Source organism: Brevibacterium sp. FME37, from assembly GCF_014897485.1.
Lineage (GTDB): Bacteria > Actinomycetota > Actinomycetes > Actinomycetales > Brevibacteriaceae > Brevibacterium.
In genome coordinates this window covers 1-14,953 of the sequence record NZ_JABUYE010000009.1, presented here as the reverse complement: position 1 = coordinate 14,953, position 14,953 = coordinate 1, and the positions used below count along the sequence as shown (strand labels likewise).

At 62.1% G+C, this 14,953-nt stretch carries 17 protein-coding genes; all 17 read left to right on the top strand.

The features are described from left to right. Positions 1-127: 127 nt before the first annotated feature. Positions 128-529 (top strand): hypothetical protein, encoded by a 402-nt coding sequence (locus INT29_RS11740; protein ID WP_009885107.1) that lies wholly within the window; start codon positions 128-130, stop codon positions 527-529. Positions 530-707: 178 nt separating this feature from the next. Then, the gene (gene ftsY, locus INT29_RS11735; RefSeq protein ID WP_101571270.1) at positions 708-1,850 is read left to right on the top strand and encodes a signal recognition particle-docking protein FtsY; all 1,143 of its coding nucleotides are present in this window, start codon (positions 708-710) and stop codon (positions 1,848-1,850) included. Positions 1,851-1,960: 110 nt separating this feature from the next. After that, positions 1,961-3,181, top strand: coding sequence for an ammonium transporter (locus INT29_RS11730; RefSeq protein ID WP_193071731.1), 1,221 nt, complete (start codon positions 1,961-1,963; stop codon positions 3,179-3,181). Positions 3,182-3,314: 133 nt separating this feature from the next. Continuing rightward, complete coding sequence (gene ffh / locus INT29_RS11725; RefSeq protein WP_193071730.1) at positions 3,315-4,928, top strand: signal recognition particle protein; 1,614 nt, start codon at positions 3,315-3,317, stop codon at positions 4,926-4,928. 160 nt (positions 4,929-5,088) lie between these two features. Next, positions 5,089-5,517: a 30S ribosomal protein S16 gene (gene rpsP / locus INT29_RS11720; RefSeq protein WP_193071729.1), complete on the top strand. Its 429-nt coding sequence runs from the start codon at positions 5,089-5,091 to the stop codon at positions 5,515-5,517. Between the two features lie 2 nt (positions 5,518-5,519). Beyond that, positions 5,520-5,750 (top strand): RNA-binding protein, encoded by a 231-nt coding sequence (locus INT29_RS11715; RefSeq protein WP_009885102.1) that lies wholly within the window; start codon positions 5,520-5,522, stop codon positions 5,748-5,750. A gap of 226 nt (positions 5,751-5,976) precedes the next feature. Next, positions 5,977-6,477: a ribosome maturation factor RimM gene (gene rimM, locus INT29_RS11710; RefSeq protein ID WP_101571262.1), complete on the top strand. Its 501-nt coding sequence runs from the start codon at positions 5,977-5,979 to the stop codon at positions 6,475-6,477. A gap of 8 nt (positions 6,478-6,485) precedes the next feature. Continuing rightward, positions 6,486-7,316, top strand: a complete 831-nt coding sequence (trmD, locus tag INT29_RS11705; protein WP_193071728.1) for a tRNA (guanosine(37)-N1)-methyltransferase TrmD — start codon at positions 6,486-6,488, stop codon at positions 7,314-7,316. A 175-nt stretch (positions 7,317-7,491) separates the two neighbouring features. Further along, positions 7,492-7,833 (top strand): 50S ribosomal protein L19, encoded by a 342-nt coding sequence (gene rplS, locus INT29_RS11700; protein WP_193071727.1) that lies wholly within the window; start codon positions 7,492-7,494, stop codon positions 7,831-7,833. Between the two features lie 33 nt (positions 7,834-7,866). Then, the gene (gene lepB / locus INT29_RS11695) at positions 7,867-8,490 is read left to right on the top strand and encodes a signal peptidase I (protein ID WP_193071726.1); all 624 of its coding nucleotides are present in this window, start codon (positions 7,867-7,869) and stop codon (positions 8,488-8,490) included. Between the two features lie 223 nt (positions 8,491-8,713). Then, positions 8,714-9,418, top strand: a complete 705-nt coding sequence (lepB, locus tag INT29_RS11690; protein ID WP_101571257.1) for a signal peptidase I — start codon at positions 8,714-8,716, stop codon at positions 9,416-9,418. Further along, positions 9,418-10,149: a ribonuclease HII gene (locus tag INT29_RS11685; protein WP_193071725.1), complete on the top strand. Its 732-nt coding sequence runs from the start codon at positions 9,418-9,420 to the stop codon at positions 10,147-10,149. The genes lepB (INT29_RS11690) and INT29_RS11685 overlap by 1 nt, the downstream gene beginning before the upstream one ends. Next, on the top strand, positions 10,146-10,463 hold the full coding sequence (locus INT29_RS11680; RefSeq protein WP_101571252.1) for a DUF2469 domain-containing protein: 318 nt from the start codon (positions 10,146-10,148) through the stop codon (positions 10,461-10,463). The genes INT29_RS11685 and INT29_RS11680 overlap by 4 nt, the downstream gene beginning before the upstream one ends. 182 nt (positions 10,464-10,645) lie before the next feature. Further along, complete coding sequence (locus INT29_RS11675) at positions 10,646-11,044, top strand: YraN family protein (protein ID WP_101571250.1); 399 nt, start codon at positions 10,646-10,648, stop codon at positions 11,042-11,044. Next, on the top strand, positions 11,041-12,591 hold the full coding sequence (locus INT29_RS11670) for a YifB family Mg chelatase-like AAA ATPase (RefSeq protein WP_193071724.1): 1,551 nt from the start codon (positions 11,041-11,043) through the stop codon (positions 12,589-12,591). Before INT29_RS11675 ends, INT29_RS11670 begins: the two co-directional genes overlap by 4 nt. Further along, a complete protein-coding gene (dprA, locus tag INT29_RS11665; RefSeq protein WP_193071723.1) occupies positions 12,588-13,844 on the top strand; it encodes a DNA-processing protein DprA in 1,257 nt (418 codons plus the stop codon). The genes INT29_RS11670 and dprA overlap by 4 nt, the downstream gene beginning before the upstream one ends. A 52-nt stretch (positions 13,845-13,896) precedes the next feature. Continuing rightward, complete coding sequence (locus INT29_RS11660; RefSeq protein WP_193071722.1) at positions 13,897-14,871, top strand: tyrosine recombinase XerC; 975 nt, start codon at positions 13,897-13,899, stop codon at positions 14,869-14,871. Positions 14,872-14,953: the final 82 nt, after the last annotated feature.

The following is a 14,953-nucleotide window of genomic DNA, read 5'->3' as shown; positions in this document are numbered from 1 at the left end:
CACGGCCCCCGAACACAAATGTTGTGGGTTTGGACGATAGACTTGGGGACAGGGAAGCATTGTCAAAAAGCTTGAGGAGCGAGACGTCCATGGCCGAGTCGGCTGAATCACGGGGTGACTCGAGAACATGAATGCAGTACTCGTCGTCATCGTCGGACTCGCCGTATCGTTCGCGTTGGCACTCATCGTCGTCCTCCTCGTCGCACTGCCCGGGTTGAGGGCCGAAGGCCGCCTGAAGTACTCATCCGATGTGCAGCGGTTTCGACTGCCGGGCCAATGGACCGGGTATGACGATGAGGTCCACGAATTCTTCGGACATGATGATGGCACCTCCCATCTGGCGACTCGGGAACAGGCCGCCGTCACCGCGATCCGAGACCATTCCTACGTGCTCAGGCCGCAGCCGCGCCGGCACGCCGCGCCATCACTGCTGACAGTGAGGCCGCGCACCCGTCATTGGAAGATTCCGGAATCCGGCACAGGGTGGAGAACCACAGCCGGTCTGCTCTTCGGCAGCCGAGGTTCCTGACCCGAACACAACATCATCCACGTGCCCCGAGACAGTGGGGCGCCTGAGTGCGGGCCACCTGAACGCGACACCGGTCTGGAACCGATGCGCGCAACGGCAGGCGCACAGCACCCTCAACTGGCGGTCGCCGCGTGAGAGCGTGGGGCCGACGAAGGTAATCAAAGGAGGACGTACGTCCATGGATCAGCCGATCGTATTGCTCATCGTCGCAGCCGTCGTCTTCATTCTGGTCGTCGGCCTGGGCTTCACCCTGCGCGTCAACGCCAAGAGGAAGGGTCTGCGGGATCAGCGCAGCATCGACGCCGATGTCACCGGTGAAGGGGAGGTCGGCGAGCCCTCCGAGGCCATCGCCAAGGAGAAGGCCGCCACCCGCGGCTCCGAAGTTCCCACCGAACCTGCGAACCGACTGGTCCGCCTGCGCGAGCGCCTCGCGAAGTCCAACTCAGGCCTGGGACGCGGACTGCTCAGCCTGCTGTCTCGTGACACTCTCGACGAATCGACATGGGAGGAGATCGAGGACACTCTCATCCTCGCCGATGTCGGAGTCGATCCGACCACCGAACTCGTCGACCGTCTGCGCGAACGCGTCAAGGTCCTCGGCACCCGTGAGCCGGAACAGGTCAGGGAACTGCTGCGCGAAGAACTCATCAACCTCGTCGATCCCTCTATGGATCGTGAACTGGCCGCCACCGGCACCGACGGCGACCCCACTGTGATGCTCGTCGTGGGTGTCAACGGTGCTGGCAAGACGACGACCGTGGGCAAGATCGCTCGCGTCCTCGTCGCCGAAGGCCAGAGTGTGCTGCTGGGTGCTGCCGATACGTTCCGTGCTGCTGCGGCCGAACAGCTGGCCACCTGGGGCGATCGCGTCGGCGTGGAGACCGTACGCGGTGAAGAAGGAGCCGACCCTGCTTCCGTTGCATACTCTGCCGTCGAAAGGGGTAAGCAGGACAGCACCGATGTCGTGCTCGTCGACACCGCCGGACGCCTGCAGAACAAGATCGGCCTGATGGACCAGCTCGGCAAGGTCAAGCGTGTGGCCACGCGTCCCTTGGGTGAGGGACACGAGATCGACGAGGTGCTCCTCGTCCTCGATGCCACGACCGGGCAGAACGGCATGCAGCAGGCCAAGGTCTTCGCCGAGGCGGTCAACATCACCGGCATCGTGCTGACGAAACTTGACGGCACTGCCAAGGGCGGAATCGTCATCGCCGTTCAGCGTGAGCTCGGAGTTCCGGTCAAGCTCATCGGCCTCGGAGAAGGTGCCGACGATCTGGCGCCATTCACCGCCGAGGGATTCGTCGACGCTCTCCTCGACTGAACCCGGGTGTCACACGCTGGAAACATGACTGACTCACCGTGGTGACATGTGTCATAGACACTGTCATTGTTCGGCTCGACCGGAGCCGGCGATGACGTGGAAGAGACGATATGGAACTCGATGCGGTAAGCGTGTGGATGATGATCGCGGCAGGCTTGGTCCTGCTCATGACACCGGGGGTCGCCTTCTTCTACGGCGGAATGACCCGAATCACCTCGAGCATCAACATGATGATGATGGTCTTCTCCGCGATGGCCGTGGCCGGTCTCGTCTGGGTCCTCTTCGGCTATGGGTTGAGTTCCGGTGATTCGCTGGCCGGGATGGTGGGCAATCCGCTCTCGCAGATCGGCCTCGCCGAGGCGGTCGCGAGTCAGCCCGAGACCCTGATTTCCATCGGCTATGGATCCACCTTTGCGATGATTGCGATCGCACTCATCGCCGGAGCTGTGGCCGATCGTGCGAAGTTCTCCACCTGGTTGGTCTTCGCCGCACTGTGGGTCACGTTCGTCTACTGTCCCCTGGCGTTCATGGTCTGGGGCGATGGGCTTCTCAGCGAAAAGGGTGCGATCGGCAGCGTCGTGGGGACCGCGATCGATTTCGCCGGCGGCACCGTCGTGCACATCAACGCGGGCGTTTCGGCACTGGTCCTGGTCGTCGTGATGGGACGTCGTGCCCGCTTCTCGACACCGCACAAACCTCACAACATTCCGATCACCGTCCTCGGTGCTGCACTGCTGTGGTTCGGGTGGTTCGGATTCAACGGGGGAGCCGCCTCGACGATCGAGCAGGCGGGCCTGATCTGGATCAACACTCTCATCGCACCGGCCGCCGGACTGGTCACCTGGATCGCAATCGAACGGATCCGTGCCACCCGGCCCAGCAGCATCGGCAGCGTCTCCGGCGCCATCGCCGGCTTGGTGGCCATCACCCCTGCCTGCGCGAACGTCGAACCCTATGCGGCGATCATCATCGGAATCGCTGCGGGCGCGGGCGCCGTCCTGGCCGTCGAGGCGAAGAATCGTCTGCGCTACGACGATGCGCTCGACGTCGTCGGCGTTCACCTGGTCGCCGGGGTCATCGGTACCGTGCTGATCGGACTCTTCGCCGTCCCGAGTGCGAACTCTGCGGCCGGTCTCTTCCACGGCGGAGGCCCAGGGCTGCTCGTGTCACAGATCGCGGCCACCGTGGTCGCTCTGGTCTATGCAGGAGGCGTCACCCTGGTCATTGCCCTCGTGCTGCGCACGACCATGGGCCTTCGCATCGATCCGCGAGACGAGCTTGCCGGCATCGACGCCTTCGAACACGCGGAGCAGGCCTATTCCTTCCGCTGAGCCAGCGTCGGCGCCCACGATCGGTCTCGAGGGGACTGGTTGTGGGCGCATTCTCAGCTTCTCCGGTTTCAGTCGGACACCGGTGAGTTGTTAGGCTAGGGAGTCGACCAATTATCGTGAAGAAGGCTTGTACGTGTTTAATTCTCTTTCCGACAGGCTCACCGCGACGTTCAAGAACTTGCGCGGCAAGGGCCGGCTGTCCGAAGCCGATGTGGATGCCACCATCCGCGAGATCCGGCGTGCTCTTCTGGACGCCGACGTCGCTCTGCCCGTCGTCCGTGCATTCACCGGACGCATCCGCGAGAGGGCGCTGTCCGAAGAAGTCTCGGGTGCGCTCAACCCGGGCCAGCAGGTCGTCAAGGTCGTCAATGATGAACTGGTCGGCATCCTCGGCGGAGAGACCCGTCGCCTGAACTATGCGAAGCGCCCGCCCACGGTGATCATGCTCGCCGGTCTGCAGGGTGCGGGTAAGACCACACTGGCCGGAAAGCTCGCGTACTGGCTGAAGTCCGAAGGCCATCGTCCGATGCTCGTTGCAGCTGACCTGCAGCGTCCCAACGCCGTCAATCAGCTCGAGATCGTCGGCGAACGTGCGGGCGCCTTCGTCTACGCACCAGAACCCGGCAACGGCGTCGGCAATCCGGTGCAGGTGGCAACCGACTCCCTCGATGTCGCAAAGTCCAAGCTTCACGATGTCGTCATCGTCGACACCGCCGGTCGTCTCGGCATCGACGAAGAGCTCATGCAGCAGGCCGCTGACATACGTTCCGCGGTCAACCCGGACGAAGTCCTGTTCGTCATCGATGCGATGATCGGTCAGGACGCGGTGAAGACCGCCGAGGCGTTCCTCGAAGGCGTTGACTTCACCGGTGTCGTGCTCTCGAAGCTCGATGGTGACTCACGTGGTGGTGCCGCGCTGTCCGTCGCCGAGGTGACCGGAAAGCCGATCATGTTCGCGTCGACCGGTGAGTCGATGAAGGAGTTCGAACAGTTCCATCCCGACCGGATGGCTGACCGGATCCTCGATATGGGTGACATCCTCACCCTCATCGAGCAGGCCGAGAAGAACTTCGACGAGAAGGAGACCGCGAAGCTTCAGAAGAAGGTCGAAGCCGGTGAGGACTTCGACCTCAATGACTTCCTGACTCAGATGTCGGGCCTGAAGAAGATGGGCTCGATGAAGAAGATGCTGGGCATGATGCCCGGCATGAGCCAGTACAAGGATCAGCTGGAGAACTTCGACGAACGCGAAGTCGACCGCGTCGAAGCCATTGTGCGATCGATGACTCCGGCAGAGCGCACCAACCCGAAGATCCTCAACGGATCACGCCGGGCACGCATCGCCAAGGGCGCCGGCACCACGGTGACCGCGGTCAACCAGCTGATGGAGCGTTTCACTCAGGCGCAGAAGATGATGCGTGGGATGACTCGTGGCGGCGGGATGCCCGGAATGGGCGGAGGCGGCGGTATGCCGGGCATGGGCGGTATGCCAGGAATGGGCTCAGTGCCAGGCGGCGGCAACCGTAAGAAGAAGGCTGTGGGCAAGAAGAAGGGCCGCAAGGGCGGTCAGTCGGGCAACCCCGCCAAGCGTGCGCAGCAGGCGCAGGCGCTTGAGGACAAGAAGGCCGGCAAGACGAAGGACCCCGTCGGCTCGGCCTTCGGGGGAGTCGATCTCGACGGTGAAGAAGACTTCGATATGAAGAACCTGCCGAAGGGCTTCGGCGGGATGTTCCCAGGTGGAAAGTAGTACGGCTTTCTGGCACAATTGAGTCTTGTACTTTTGCTTCCGACGCGGGCCCTCTCTTCCGCGTTGAGGTGATAGTCCAGGTCACAGACTCCGACAGGTCAACCCCACGATTCTTCTGGAACCTCTGTGCAACATAAAGACAAAAGGAGACACCACTAAAGTGGCAGTCAAAATTCGCTTGACCCGCATGGGCAAAATCCGTGCACCGTTCTACCGCGTTGTCGTGGCCGATTCGCGCACACGTCGCGATGGTAAGGCCATCGAACAGATCGGCATCTACCACCCGACCCGCAACCCATCGGTCATCGAGATCGATTCGGAGCGTGCACAGCACTGGCTCTCCGTCGGTGCTCAGCCGACCGATCAGGTTCGCACACTCCTGAAGCTCACAGGTGACTGGCAGAAGCACACCGGCATCGGCGAAGCAGTGAACACTGTGAAGCCGCAGCCGGAGAAGGAAGCCTTCGTGGCTCCTGCTGCCGGATCCGTGATCAAGGAAGCCATCACTCCTAAGGGTTCGGACAAGGCTGCGGAAGCACCTGCCGAAGAAGCAGCTCCTGCTGCCTCCGAAGAGAGCGCTGAAGCCTGATCATGTTGGCTGATTCGCTCGAACACCTGGTCCGCGGCATCGTCGATCATCCAGACGATGTTGCTGTTCGATCCCGCTCGTCACAGCGCGGGACCACGCTCGAGGTTCGGGTTCACCCGGAAGACCTCGGTCGTGTCATCGGTCGCGCGGGGAGAACCGCAAAGGCTCTGCGTACCGTGATCAACTCTCTTGCCGGCCGTGAGTCGGTGCGAGTGGACCTCATCGAGGCGTAACACCTTCATCAGGAAAGGGGGACCCGGCGTTTCATCGCCGGGTCCCCCTTTCCTGTATTCACTGATCAGGCGGTGATATTGCACGGTGCAAACCGGGCGCGAGGCAGATATGACCGAGTCAGCGGACTAAACTGTGTGCTTGAAGTGAATGCGTACCCGCATCTGCACGGTCACACGCATCATCACACGCACGAGCTTGAGTACTTTCATGAACACGAGGAGCAGCATGGACACGGTGATCGCCCGGTTGGGCAAACCGCACGGCATCAAAGGCGAATTCACCGTCGAGGTGCGTACCGACAGGCCGGATGAACGACTCGTCCCCGGCCAGACCTACACGACCGATCCCGACATCGGCGAGCTGACGCTGGCGACGGCGAGGTGGCACCGGGACCGTCTGCTGCTGACCTTCGACGAGGTTCCCGATCGGAACCGGGCCGAGGCGATCCGCAACACCCTGATCCTCAGTGACCTGGATGAGGACGAGGTCGAAGACGATGCCTGGTACCTCGAAGACCTCATCGGGCTGAGAGTCCTCGAAGGCGAGACACAGGTCGGCGAGATCGTCGACGTCACGAACGGCACTGCCCAGGACCTGCTCCATATGAAGCACGTCGACGGTCATCAGGCGCTCATTCCATTCGTCACCGAGATCGTGCCCGAGGTCGATGTTGAGGCCGGATGGGTCAGAGTCACGCCTCCGGCTGGTCTCTTCGACGCCTCGTGAGCACAGGCATGAAGATAGACGTCGTCTCCATCTTCCCGGAGTACCTGGCCGGACTCCAGCTATCCCTCATCGGCAAGGCTGTCGATCAGGGGCTGCTGGACTTGAACGTGCATGACCTGCGCGACTTCACCTTCGACCGACACAACACCGTCGATGACTCACCGTATGGCGGAGGAGCCGGCATGGTGATGAAGGCCGAGCCGTGGGCGCTGGCACTCGAGCACATCCTCGGCGGGAAATCACCTGAGACTGTCGGCGGCGAGGAGCGCACAGTCAGCGGGAACTCTGCTGAAGGCGAGCCCGCCGGTAACGGGAAGCCGATCCTCATCGTGCCCAGCCCTGCCGGCCCCGTGTTCAACCAGCGCATCGCCGAGGAGCTCTCCAACGCCGACCACCTGGTGTTCGCATGCGGACGATACGAAGGGATCGATCAGCGCGTCATCGACTGGTCGGCTCAACATTTCGATCTGCGACCCATGAGCATCGGAGACTATGTGCTCAATGGGGGAGAGGTCGCCTCGATGGTGATGATCGAAGCGGTCAGCCGCCTCATCCCCGGAGTCATCGGCAACCCCGAGTCCCTGACAGAGGAAAGCCATGAAGACGGCCTCCTCGAATACCCGATCTACACGAAGCCCGCCAGCTGGAGAGACCGGGACGTGCCCGAAATCCTACTCAGTGGAAATCACGGTGCGATCGCACGGTGGCGACGGGACCGGAGACTCGAGCGCACGGCCGAGATCAGACCCGATCTGCTCGCCGAACTCCACGATCTGGATAAGCACGATCGAAGCGTTCTGGACCGGTTTGAGTCCGGAGACGAATCCGTGAAAGAATAGGTCGTCGCGTTTGTTGGCATTCACCTGCTTCAGGGGGATGGATGCCCAGAACTGTTCTCCGATGTCGACATCGGAGAATTTCGGGGAGTGATCCCGACAGACGATCCAATCACCGGTTCAACCGGTCCGATATGCGTGTCCTCGACCTGAAGCTGGGGATACATGGAGAAACACAATGCAGAAGCTTGATGTTGTTGATGCAGCCTCGATAAAGTCTGATGTTCCTGAGTTCCGCCCAGGCGACACCCTCAACGTTCACGTTCGCGTGATCGAAGGATCGCGTTCGCGTATTCAGGTGTTCAAGGGAATCGTCATCCGTCGCCAGGGCGACGGAATCCGCGAGACCTTCACCGCTCGTAAGATCAGCTTCGGCGTCGGTGTCGAGCGCACGTTCCCAGTGCACTCGCCCATCGTCGAGAAGCTCGAAGTCCTCGCACGCGGTGACGTTCGTCGCGCGAAGCTGTACTACCTGCGCGACCTGCGCGGCAAGGCTGCACGCATCCGCGAAAAGGCCTGATTATTGCCTGGCACTGTGGGCAATGATCACGCTGTGCCGAAGAATCAAGAAAACGCGACCTTCGGGTCGCGTTTTCTGTACTCTGGCCGCTTCTGGAAGATCGTCGCCGTCATTGCGATCCTCATCATCGTCATCGGCGGGTCGGTACGCGGGTTCGTCATCCAACGGTTCACGATCCCTAGCGCATCGATGGAACCGACCCTCAACGTCGGCGATGACATCACCGTGTGGCGTCCCGACGCGCTGACGTCTGATATCCAACGCGGAGACATCGTCGTCTTCGACGGTCGAGGCTCCTTCGTTGACGATGCGCTGCCGACCCCGCTGCAGAAGGTGGGGTCATGGGTTGGGATCGGAAATCGAGACGTCTACTACGTCAAACGCGTCATCGCGCTCGGTGGAGACACCCTCCGATGCTGCGACGCGCAGGGCCGGATGCTGCTCAACGACGAACCTCTTGCAGAGGATTATGCTCCGCAACCGGCCTCAGCCACTGAGTTCTCGATCGAAATCCCTGCAGACACCATGTGGGTGATGGGCGACAACCGGAACAACTCCGCCGACTCGCGTGCACTGATGGGCAAACCAGGCGGCGGGTTCATCCCCCTTGACCGAGTCATCGGACCAGTGATCGGCCATGGCTCCTCGATCGACTGATCTGCCGCGCTGACTTGGCCGGCTGACCTGGCGCGCTGATCTGGCACGCGGATCTGGCACGCGGATCTGGCACGCGGATCTGGCACGCGGATCTTAGTGGCCGACCTGGGTGGCCGATCTGGGCAGCCGAGATGATCGCCGGCTGAAAGGTGGCGCTCCGGAGTGCTGGTACGCTCATTTCATTCCCTCTGGGGAACCTGTGGTCCGATGCGAAAGCGAACGAATGTCAACCGAATCAGAAGCTTCCCCACCTTCAGCCTCGAAGAGATTCCTCCGTGGCCTGCTCGAGATCGCAGCGATCATCCTCGTCGCCATTATCATCTCCACCGCCCTCAAGACCTGGGTCGTCCGCTCGTTCTACATTCCTTCAGGATCGATGATGGAGACCCTGCAGATTGATGACAGGGTCCTTGTCAATGAGATGGCGCCCCGTTTCGGACCGGCCAACCGTGGTGACATCATCGTCTTCGACGACCCAGACCATTGGCTGAGCCCTCAAGAAGTCTCGGAATATCAGCCCAACCCTCTCCTCGAATTCATCGGATTGGCTCCCGCAGACGGTGGCCAACAGCTGATCAAACGCGTCATCGGCGTCGGCGGCGACACCGTCGAATGCTGCGATGCGCAGGGACGGATCCTCGTCAACGGCGAACCCATCGATGAGACCTACCTCGACGCCGACACAGCTCCTTCCGAGATGGACTTCAAGGTCACCGTTCCCAAGGGCCACTACTGGGTGATGGGAGACAACCGCAGCAACTCCGCAGACTCCCGATATCACGTCGACACACAGCCCTATGTTCCCGAAGACAACGTGGTGGGCACCGTCTTCCTCATCAACTGGCCGTTTAAGCATTTCAGCTGGATGTCCACGCCGAAAGCGGTCTTCGCCGATGTCCCCGACTCCGAGGGAATCACCGGCAGCTGATGGCACAGATCGGATTGCAGGACCTCAGCCTCGAACGCGCACTGCTGGCAGAAGGCTATGAGTTCGTCATCGGCATCGACGAGGTCGGCCGTGGTGCGCTGGCCGGACCGGTCAGCGTGGGAGTTGCTCTCTTCGACCTCAGAGAGCTCACCGACGCCGAGGTGCCTGCGGGCATTCATGATTCGAAGCAGTTGAGCGCGCTGTCGCGTCAAACCGCGACCGATCGTGTCAATGGGTGGGCGCGGGCGACAGCAGTGGGGTCGACGACGCCGAATGAACTCGACGAACTCGGGATGACCATGGCTCTGAACCTGGCCGGGCGTCGGGCACTGTCTGACATGCTGGTGACGCTCTTCGGCGCAGCAGTCTGCCCGCAGTCGACGATGGTGCTCCTCGACGGCAAACACGATTGGCTTTCAGCTCCACTCACGCTCGACTGCCTGGGGATATTCGGGCCCGCAGCGGACTTGGATCTGCCCCCGGTGCGGACTGTGATCAAAGGTGACGGCAGCGTCCCAGTCATCGCCGCAGCAAGTATTGTGGCAAAAGTGGACCGAGACGAGGAGATGATCGCACTCGCGCAGGCTCACCCCCAGTATGGTTGGGAGTCGAATGTCGGGTACGGAACCATGAAACACCGTCGGGGCATCGCCGATTTCGGCCCCAGCATTCACCACCGGAGAAGCTTCCGCCTGCAAACGGCGCACGATGCGAAGGAGGGATCGTCATGAGCACCGATGATCTGGACGATTACGAAGCTCAACTGGAGCTGCAGCTCTACAAGGAGTATCGCGATGTCGTAGGACTCTTCGCCTACGTTGTAGAGACCGAACGGCGCTTCTACTTGGCCAACCACGTTGACCTCAAGGCCCACAACGATGCCGGAGACGTCTATTTCGAACTGACGCTGCGCGACGCTTGGGTGTGGGACAGCTACCGATCAGCACGCTTCATCAAGACCGTGCACGTGCTGACCTTCAAGGACGTCAACATCGAGGAGATCGCGAAGAACGATCTGGAACCGCCGACGTCAATCAGGGGCTGAGAACTCTGACGACCAGTGGCTGCCGTACGTGAGTTCCTGAATCGAGAGAACCACTCGCACACACTTCGTCTGTGGACCGAACCCTGACTTGCACGTGATCGGCCTGTGGACGGCTAAGCGCCGTCCACAGGCCGATTTTGTGCTCTTGCCACGCTTGCAGTGCCGGTAGTGGTCTGTCTGTCATGGAACCAACATCGGGCAGACGGAGCACAACGACATCGGGGATGCGTCAGCGTGCTGTGGGTCAGACAGGGGAGGACCTGGCCGCTGAATTCCTGCAGCGGCAGGGAATGGTCGTCATCGAACGTAACTTCAGGTGCCCGCGGGGAGAGATCGACATCATCGCCCGAGACGGTGACACCATCGTCTTCGTAGAGGTGAAGACCCGCAGAACCTTCGCCCTCGGATCTCCGCTCGAGGCCGTGACCAGGGCGAAGCTGAAGCGGATCAGAATGCTCTCGGGCATCTGGCTGCGCGGACAAAGTGACTTCTTCCCCAGCGTCCGCATCGATGCCCTCGGCATCGTAATGGAACCAGAACCCGCCTACTCCCACCGCCGCAATCTGCAGGTCGACTCATGAGCGAGGAGGCGAAGCTCAATGTGATCGGTCGCTCGTCCGCCGTGGCGCTCTGGGGTCTGGCTGGCAAGATCGTGTCCATTGAAGCCTGCGTCAGCGCTGGTCTGCCCGGTATCGACATCGTCGGTCTGCCGGACGCCTCGGTCAGCGAATCGCGGAAACGACTTCGGGCCGCACTCGCATATCTGGGCATCCCCGTGGCCACACAGCATGTGACGATCAACCTCACTCCCGGCACTGTGCCGAAGGTCGGGACAGGATTCGACCTGGGTATCGCCGTGGCCGTGCTCAAGGCGCAAGGAATCATCACCGAAACGCACACGGAATCGATCATCCACTGTGGTGAGCTCGGCCTCGACGGACGCATTCGTCCCGTCAACGGTGTGCTGCCGAGCCTGCACAGCGGTCTTCAGGCAGGTTTCGACCGATTCGTCGTCCCCGTGGGCAACCGTCAGGAATCAGCACTGCTCGCCGGTGCCAGGGTCATGACCATCTCCTCTTTGGCCGAACTGATCAACATCTATGGCGGAGCACTCAACGTCCCGCAGCTGCCACCCGTCGTCGATGCAGCAGCCGCCCACCCAGAAACCTCGCAACGTCACGACCTCGCCGAAGTCCAAGGGCAGGCCGAAGCGCGTTTCGGCCTCGAGGTCGCTGCAGCCGGTGGACACAATCTCCTGATGCGAGGCACACCGGGAGCGGGGAAGACGCTGCTGGCGCAGTGCCTGCCGGGGATACTCCCACCGTTGGATGACCCACAAGCCGTCGAGGTGGCGGCGGTGCGTTCCCTGCGCGGAGAGCTGCCCATCGGCGAAGGCCTTGACCATCGGCCCCCATTCGAAGCGCCCCACCATCGCAGCACAGCCTCGGCGCTCATCGGCGGACGCAGACCGGGGTCGATAGGAATTCTCAGCAGAGCCCACCGAGGCGTTTTGTTCATGGACGAAGCACCCGAGTTCTCACGGGATGTACTCGAAGCACTACGTCAGCCGATGGAGGCTCGACAGGTCCACATCCACCGGGCCTGGGGATCCATGGTCCTTCCTGCATCGTTCCAATTGGTGATGGCGGCGAACCCATGCCCCTGCGGAGCCGGGATGCGCGGAGCCGAATCCACGTGTCGATGCACGCCGATGGACAAACGTCGCTACCGCAACAGGCTCTCCGGCCCCCTGCTGGACCGAGTCGACCTGCAACTCGAACTGTTCCCCGTCTCCCCAGCAGACATTCGCCTCGGCGGGGCACAGGAAGACAGTGCTGCAGTCGCTGGGAGAGTCAGGCTTGCCAGGCAGAGACAGGCCGACCGATACGTCGACTGTGACTGGACGCTGAACTCGAACGCCCCCGGGGCCTGGCTGCGTGAGCATTTCTCCCTGAGCCCGCACAGTCTGCGCGACCTAGACCGTGCGCTCGACACAGGAAGGATCACCATGCGCGGATACGACCGAGTGCTGAGGGTGGCAACGACCCTGGCAGATCTTGAAGGGACAGAGGCGCCCACACCGGACAAGATCACGACGGCTCTGGCGCTGAGGACCCAAGACTCATGAACGACGAAGGCAATAGAGACACTCGCGCGGCGATCGCTGCCCTGCTGAGGATCGGAGAACCAGGCGACGGACTGCTCACCGGACTCGTGAACGAGGTTGGTCCGATCGCCGTCCTTGAACTGATTCGGGCGGTGGCGGCCGGAAGATCGTCAGCAGCCGAGGCCGCGGAGAGTCTGTCGTCGTTTGTGGCCGCGGTGGCCGGCGGCGGGCAGCTGGGAGAGGCTTTCGACCGGTGGGCAGTGCGGGGCGAGGACGCGCAGGGGCATCGCGACCTCGAAGCCGTGCACAGACTGGGTGGGCGACTCGTCATTCCCAGTGACGACGAATGGCCGGCTTCGCTCAGTGACCTGGGGCCGGCGGCACCACTGGGACTGTGGGTCCGGGGCGAGGCGAAGTTGAACGCAGCATTAAAGCGTGCGGTCGCCATCGTCGGGGCACGCGCTGCCAGCAACTACGGCACCAAATGTGCCTCAGATCTTGCTTGGGACCTGGCCGCGAGAGGGCTGACCATCGTCTCCGGGGGAGCCTTCGGCATCGATGCGGCCGCCCATCGAGCAGCCATCGCCCGAGAAGGCACCACGATCGCGTTCATGGCTGGGGGAGTCGACCGTTTCTATCCGGTCGCGAACACCGAACTGTTCCATCAGATACTCGAACAAGGTGCGATCGTGTCCGAAACCGCTCCCGGGATGACTCCGATGCGACACCGCTTCCTGCTCCGCAACCGGCTGATCGCCGCCTCGTCCCAGGTCACCGTCATCGTCGAAGCAGGCTGGCGCAGCGGAGCCCTCAACACTGCTCGACACGCCCTCGAGCTCTCCCGTGAAGTCGCGGCATTCCCCGGATCCGTGTATTCGGCATCATCGACGGGAACCCACAGACTCATCCGAGATCATGAAGCGGAATTGGTGACCAGCTGCGAGGACGTCATCGAACTCACCAAAAGTGGGGAACCCACACTGTTCGACAACCGAAGCCCCTCGTCAGAGGACTCAAGTCTTCCTGCCGGCACCTCAAGCCTCCAAACCAGCAGCCGAAAGCGCGTACCGGCAGATCCGATCGATGACCTCGCCGAGCGAGAGAAGATCTGTGTCAACGTCCTCTCGGCGACCAAGGCTCTGGATGTCGGAACTGTGGCAGCACGAGCCGGACTGACCGTGCCGAACACTCTCTCTGCGCTCGCCGTCCTCGAACTGGCCGGTCTGAGTGCTCGTCGCGATTCCGGCTGGATCAAACTGCGCAGACCGGCCTAGATCCACTCCGTAGGTCCACCGTCAGGCTCGGCCGATCGCGTAACCTGAGGTTGTGACCCAATCGATGACCATCGCCGAGGTGGTGTCCGGCTATGCCGACCACCTGAGATCGCGCGACGTCTCCGCCCACACCTCGCGGGCCTACATCGCAGATGTCACCGAATTCTTCGACCATGCGGCTCACTCTCGAGCGGCCCAGTCCACGACCACGGACGCCGGGGTCCGAACCGCTGAGTTCGGGGTGGACGACATTGATCTCAACGACCTGCGTTCGTGGCTCATCACCCTCGATGACGCCGGAGCAGCGAAGTCCACCGTGGCTCGGAAGATCGCAGCCGTGAAGTCCTTCTTCGCCTACTGCGTGAACCGGCACGGGCTGACGAACAATCCGGCGGCGCGGCTGCGGACTCCGAAGAAGGAATCGCGTCTTCCCACCGTACTCAAACCTCAGCAGGCAGCCGATCTCGTATCCCGGGGGCGTCCTGCTCACGCTGAGGCGGAGGACAGCGATCCCATCGAAGCAGCCAAGTGGGCCAGGGACGCAGCCATCCTGGAGATGCTCTATGCCACGGCGGTGCGTGTATCGGAACTGACCGGACTGAACCGCAGCGACGTAGACTACCAGCGCTCGATGATCACCGTCCTGGGCAAGGGCAACAAGGAACGACGCGTCCCGTTCGGGAAACCCGCCCAGTCGGCGCTGCAGCAGTGGCTGAACCTGCGGCAGACGTTCGCCTCCGGCGGCAGCGGTGATGCGCTCTTCCTCGGCGTCAGAGGCGGTCGCATCGGAGCCAGACAGGTGAGAGAGCTCGTCCATAAGTACGGCTCCGATGACCCCAGCGCACCGGATATCGGCCCGCACGGGCTCAGGCATTCGGCGGCTACCCACATGCTCGACGGGGGAGCGGATCTGCGACAGATCCAAGAGTTCCTGGGGCATTCGACCATGAGCAGCACGCAGATCTACACCCATGTCTCGATGCAGCGACTGCAGGAGACCTATCGGCAGGCACACCCTCGGGCCTGACCACACCCGGCAATGTCATCACTTTCGTACCGGTGGGGTGTCATATTCAGATTGCATGAGTTTCTCCTTTTTGGCCTGCCTG

Bases quoted from the DNA above. Each gene is read 5' to 3' on its own strand.
- INT29_RS11680 (WP_101571252.1), top strand. From the start codon at position 10,146: ATGAGCACCGATGATCTGGACGATTACGAAGCTCAACTGGAGCTGCAG.
- INT29_RS11685 (WP_193071725.1), top strand. From the start codon at position 9,418: ATGGCACAGATCGGATTGCAGGACCTCAGCCTCGAACGCGCACTGCTG.
- lepB (WP_101571257.1), top strand. From the start codon at position 8,714: ATGTCAACCGAATCAGAAGCTTCCCCACCTTCAGCCTCGAAGAGATTC.
- rplS (WP_193071727.1), top strand. From the start codon at position 7,492: ATGCAGAAGCTTGATGTTGTTGATGCAGCCTCGATAAAGTCTGATGTT.
- dprA (WP_193071723.1), top strand. From the start codon at position 12,588: ATGAACGACGAAGGCAATAGAGACACTCGCGCGGCGATCGCTGCCCTG.
- INT29_RS11740 (WP_009885107.1), top strand. From the start codon at position 128: ATGAATGCAGTACTCGTCGTCATCGTCGGACTCGCCGTATCGTTCGCG.
- trmD (WP_193071728.1), top strand. From the start codon at position 6,486: ATGAAGATAGACGTCGTCTCCATCTTCCCGGAGTACCTGGCCGGACTC.
- INT29_RS11730 (WP_193071731.1), top strand. From the start codon at position 1,961: ATGGAACTCGATGCGGTAAGCGTGTGGATGATGATCGCGGCAGGCTTG.
- INT29_RS11670 (WP_193071724.1), top strand. From the start codon at position 11,041: ATGAGCGAGGAGGCGAAGCTCAATGTGATCGGTCGCTCGTCCGCCGTG.
- INT29_RS11715 (WP_009885102.1), top strand. From the start codon at position 5,520: ATGTTGGCTGATTCGCTCGAACACCTGGTCCGCGGCATCGTCGATCAT.
- ftsY (WP_101571270.1), top strand. From the start codon at position 708: ATGGATCAGCCGATCGTATTGCTCATCGTCGCAGCCGTCGTCTTCATT.
- rimM (WP_101571262.1), top strand. From the start codon at position 5,977: ATGGACACGGTGATCGCCCGGTTGGGCAAACCGCACGGCATCAAAGGC.
- INT29_RS11675 (WP_101571250.1), top strand. From the start codon at position 10,646: ATGGAACCAACATCGGGCAGACGGAGCACAACGACATCGGGGATGCGT.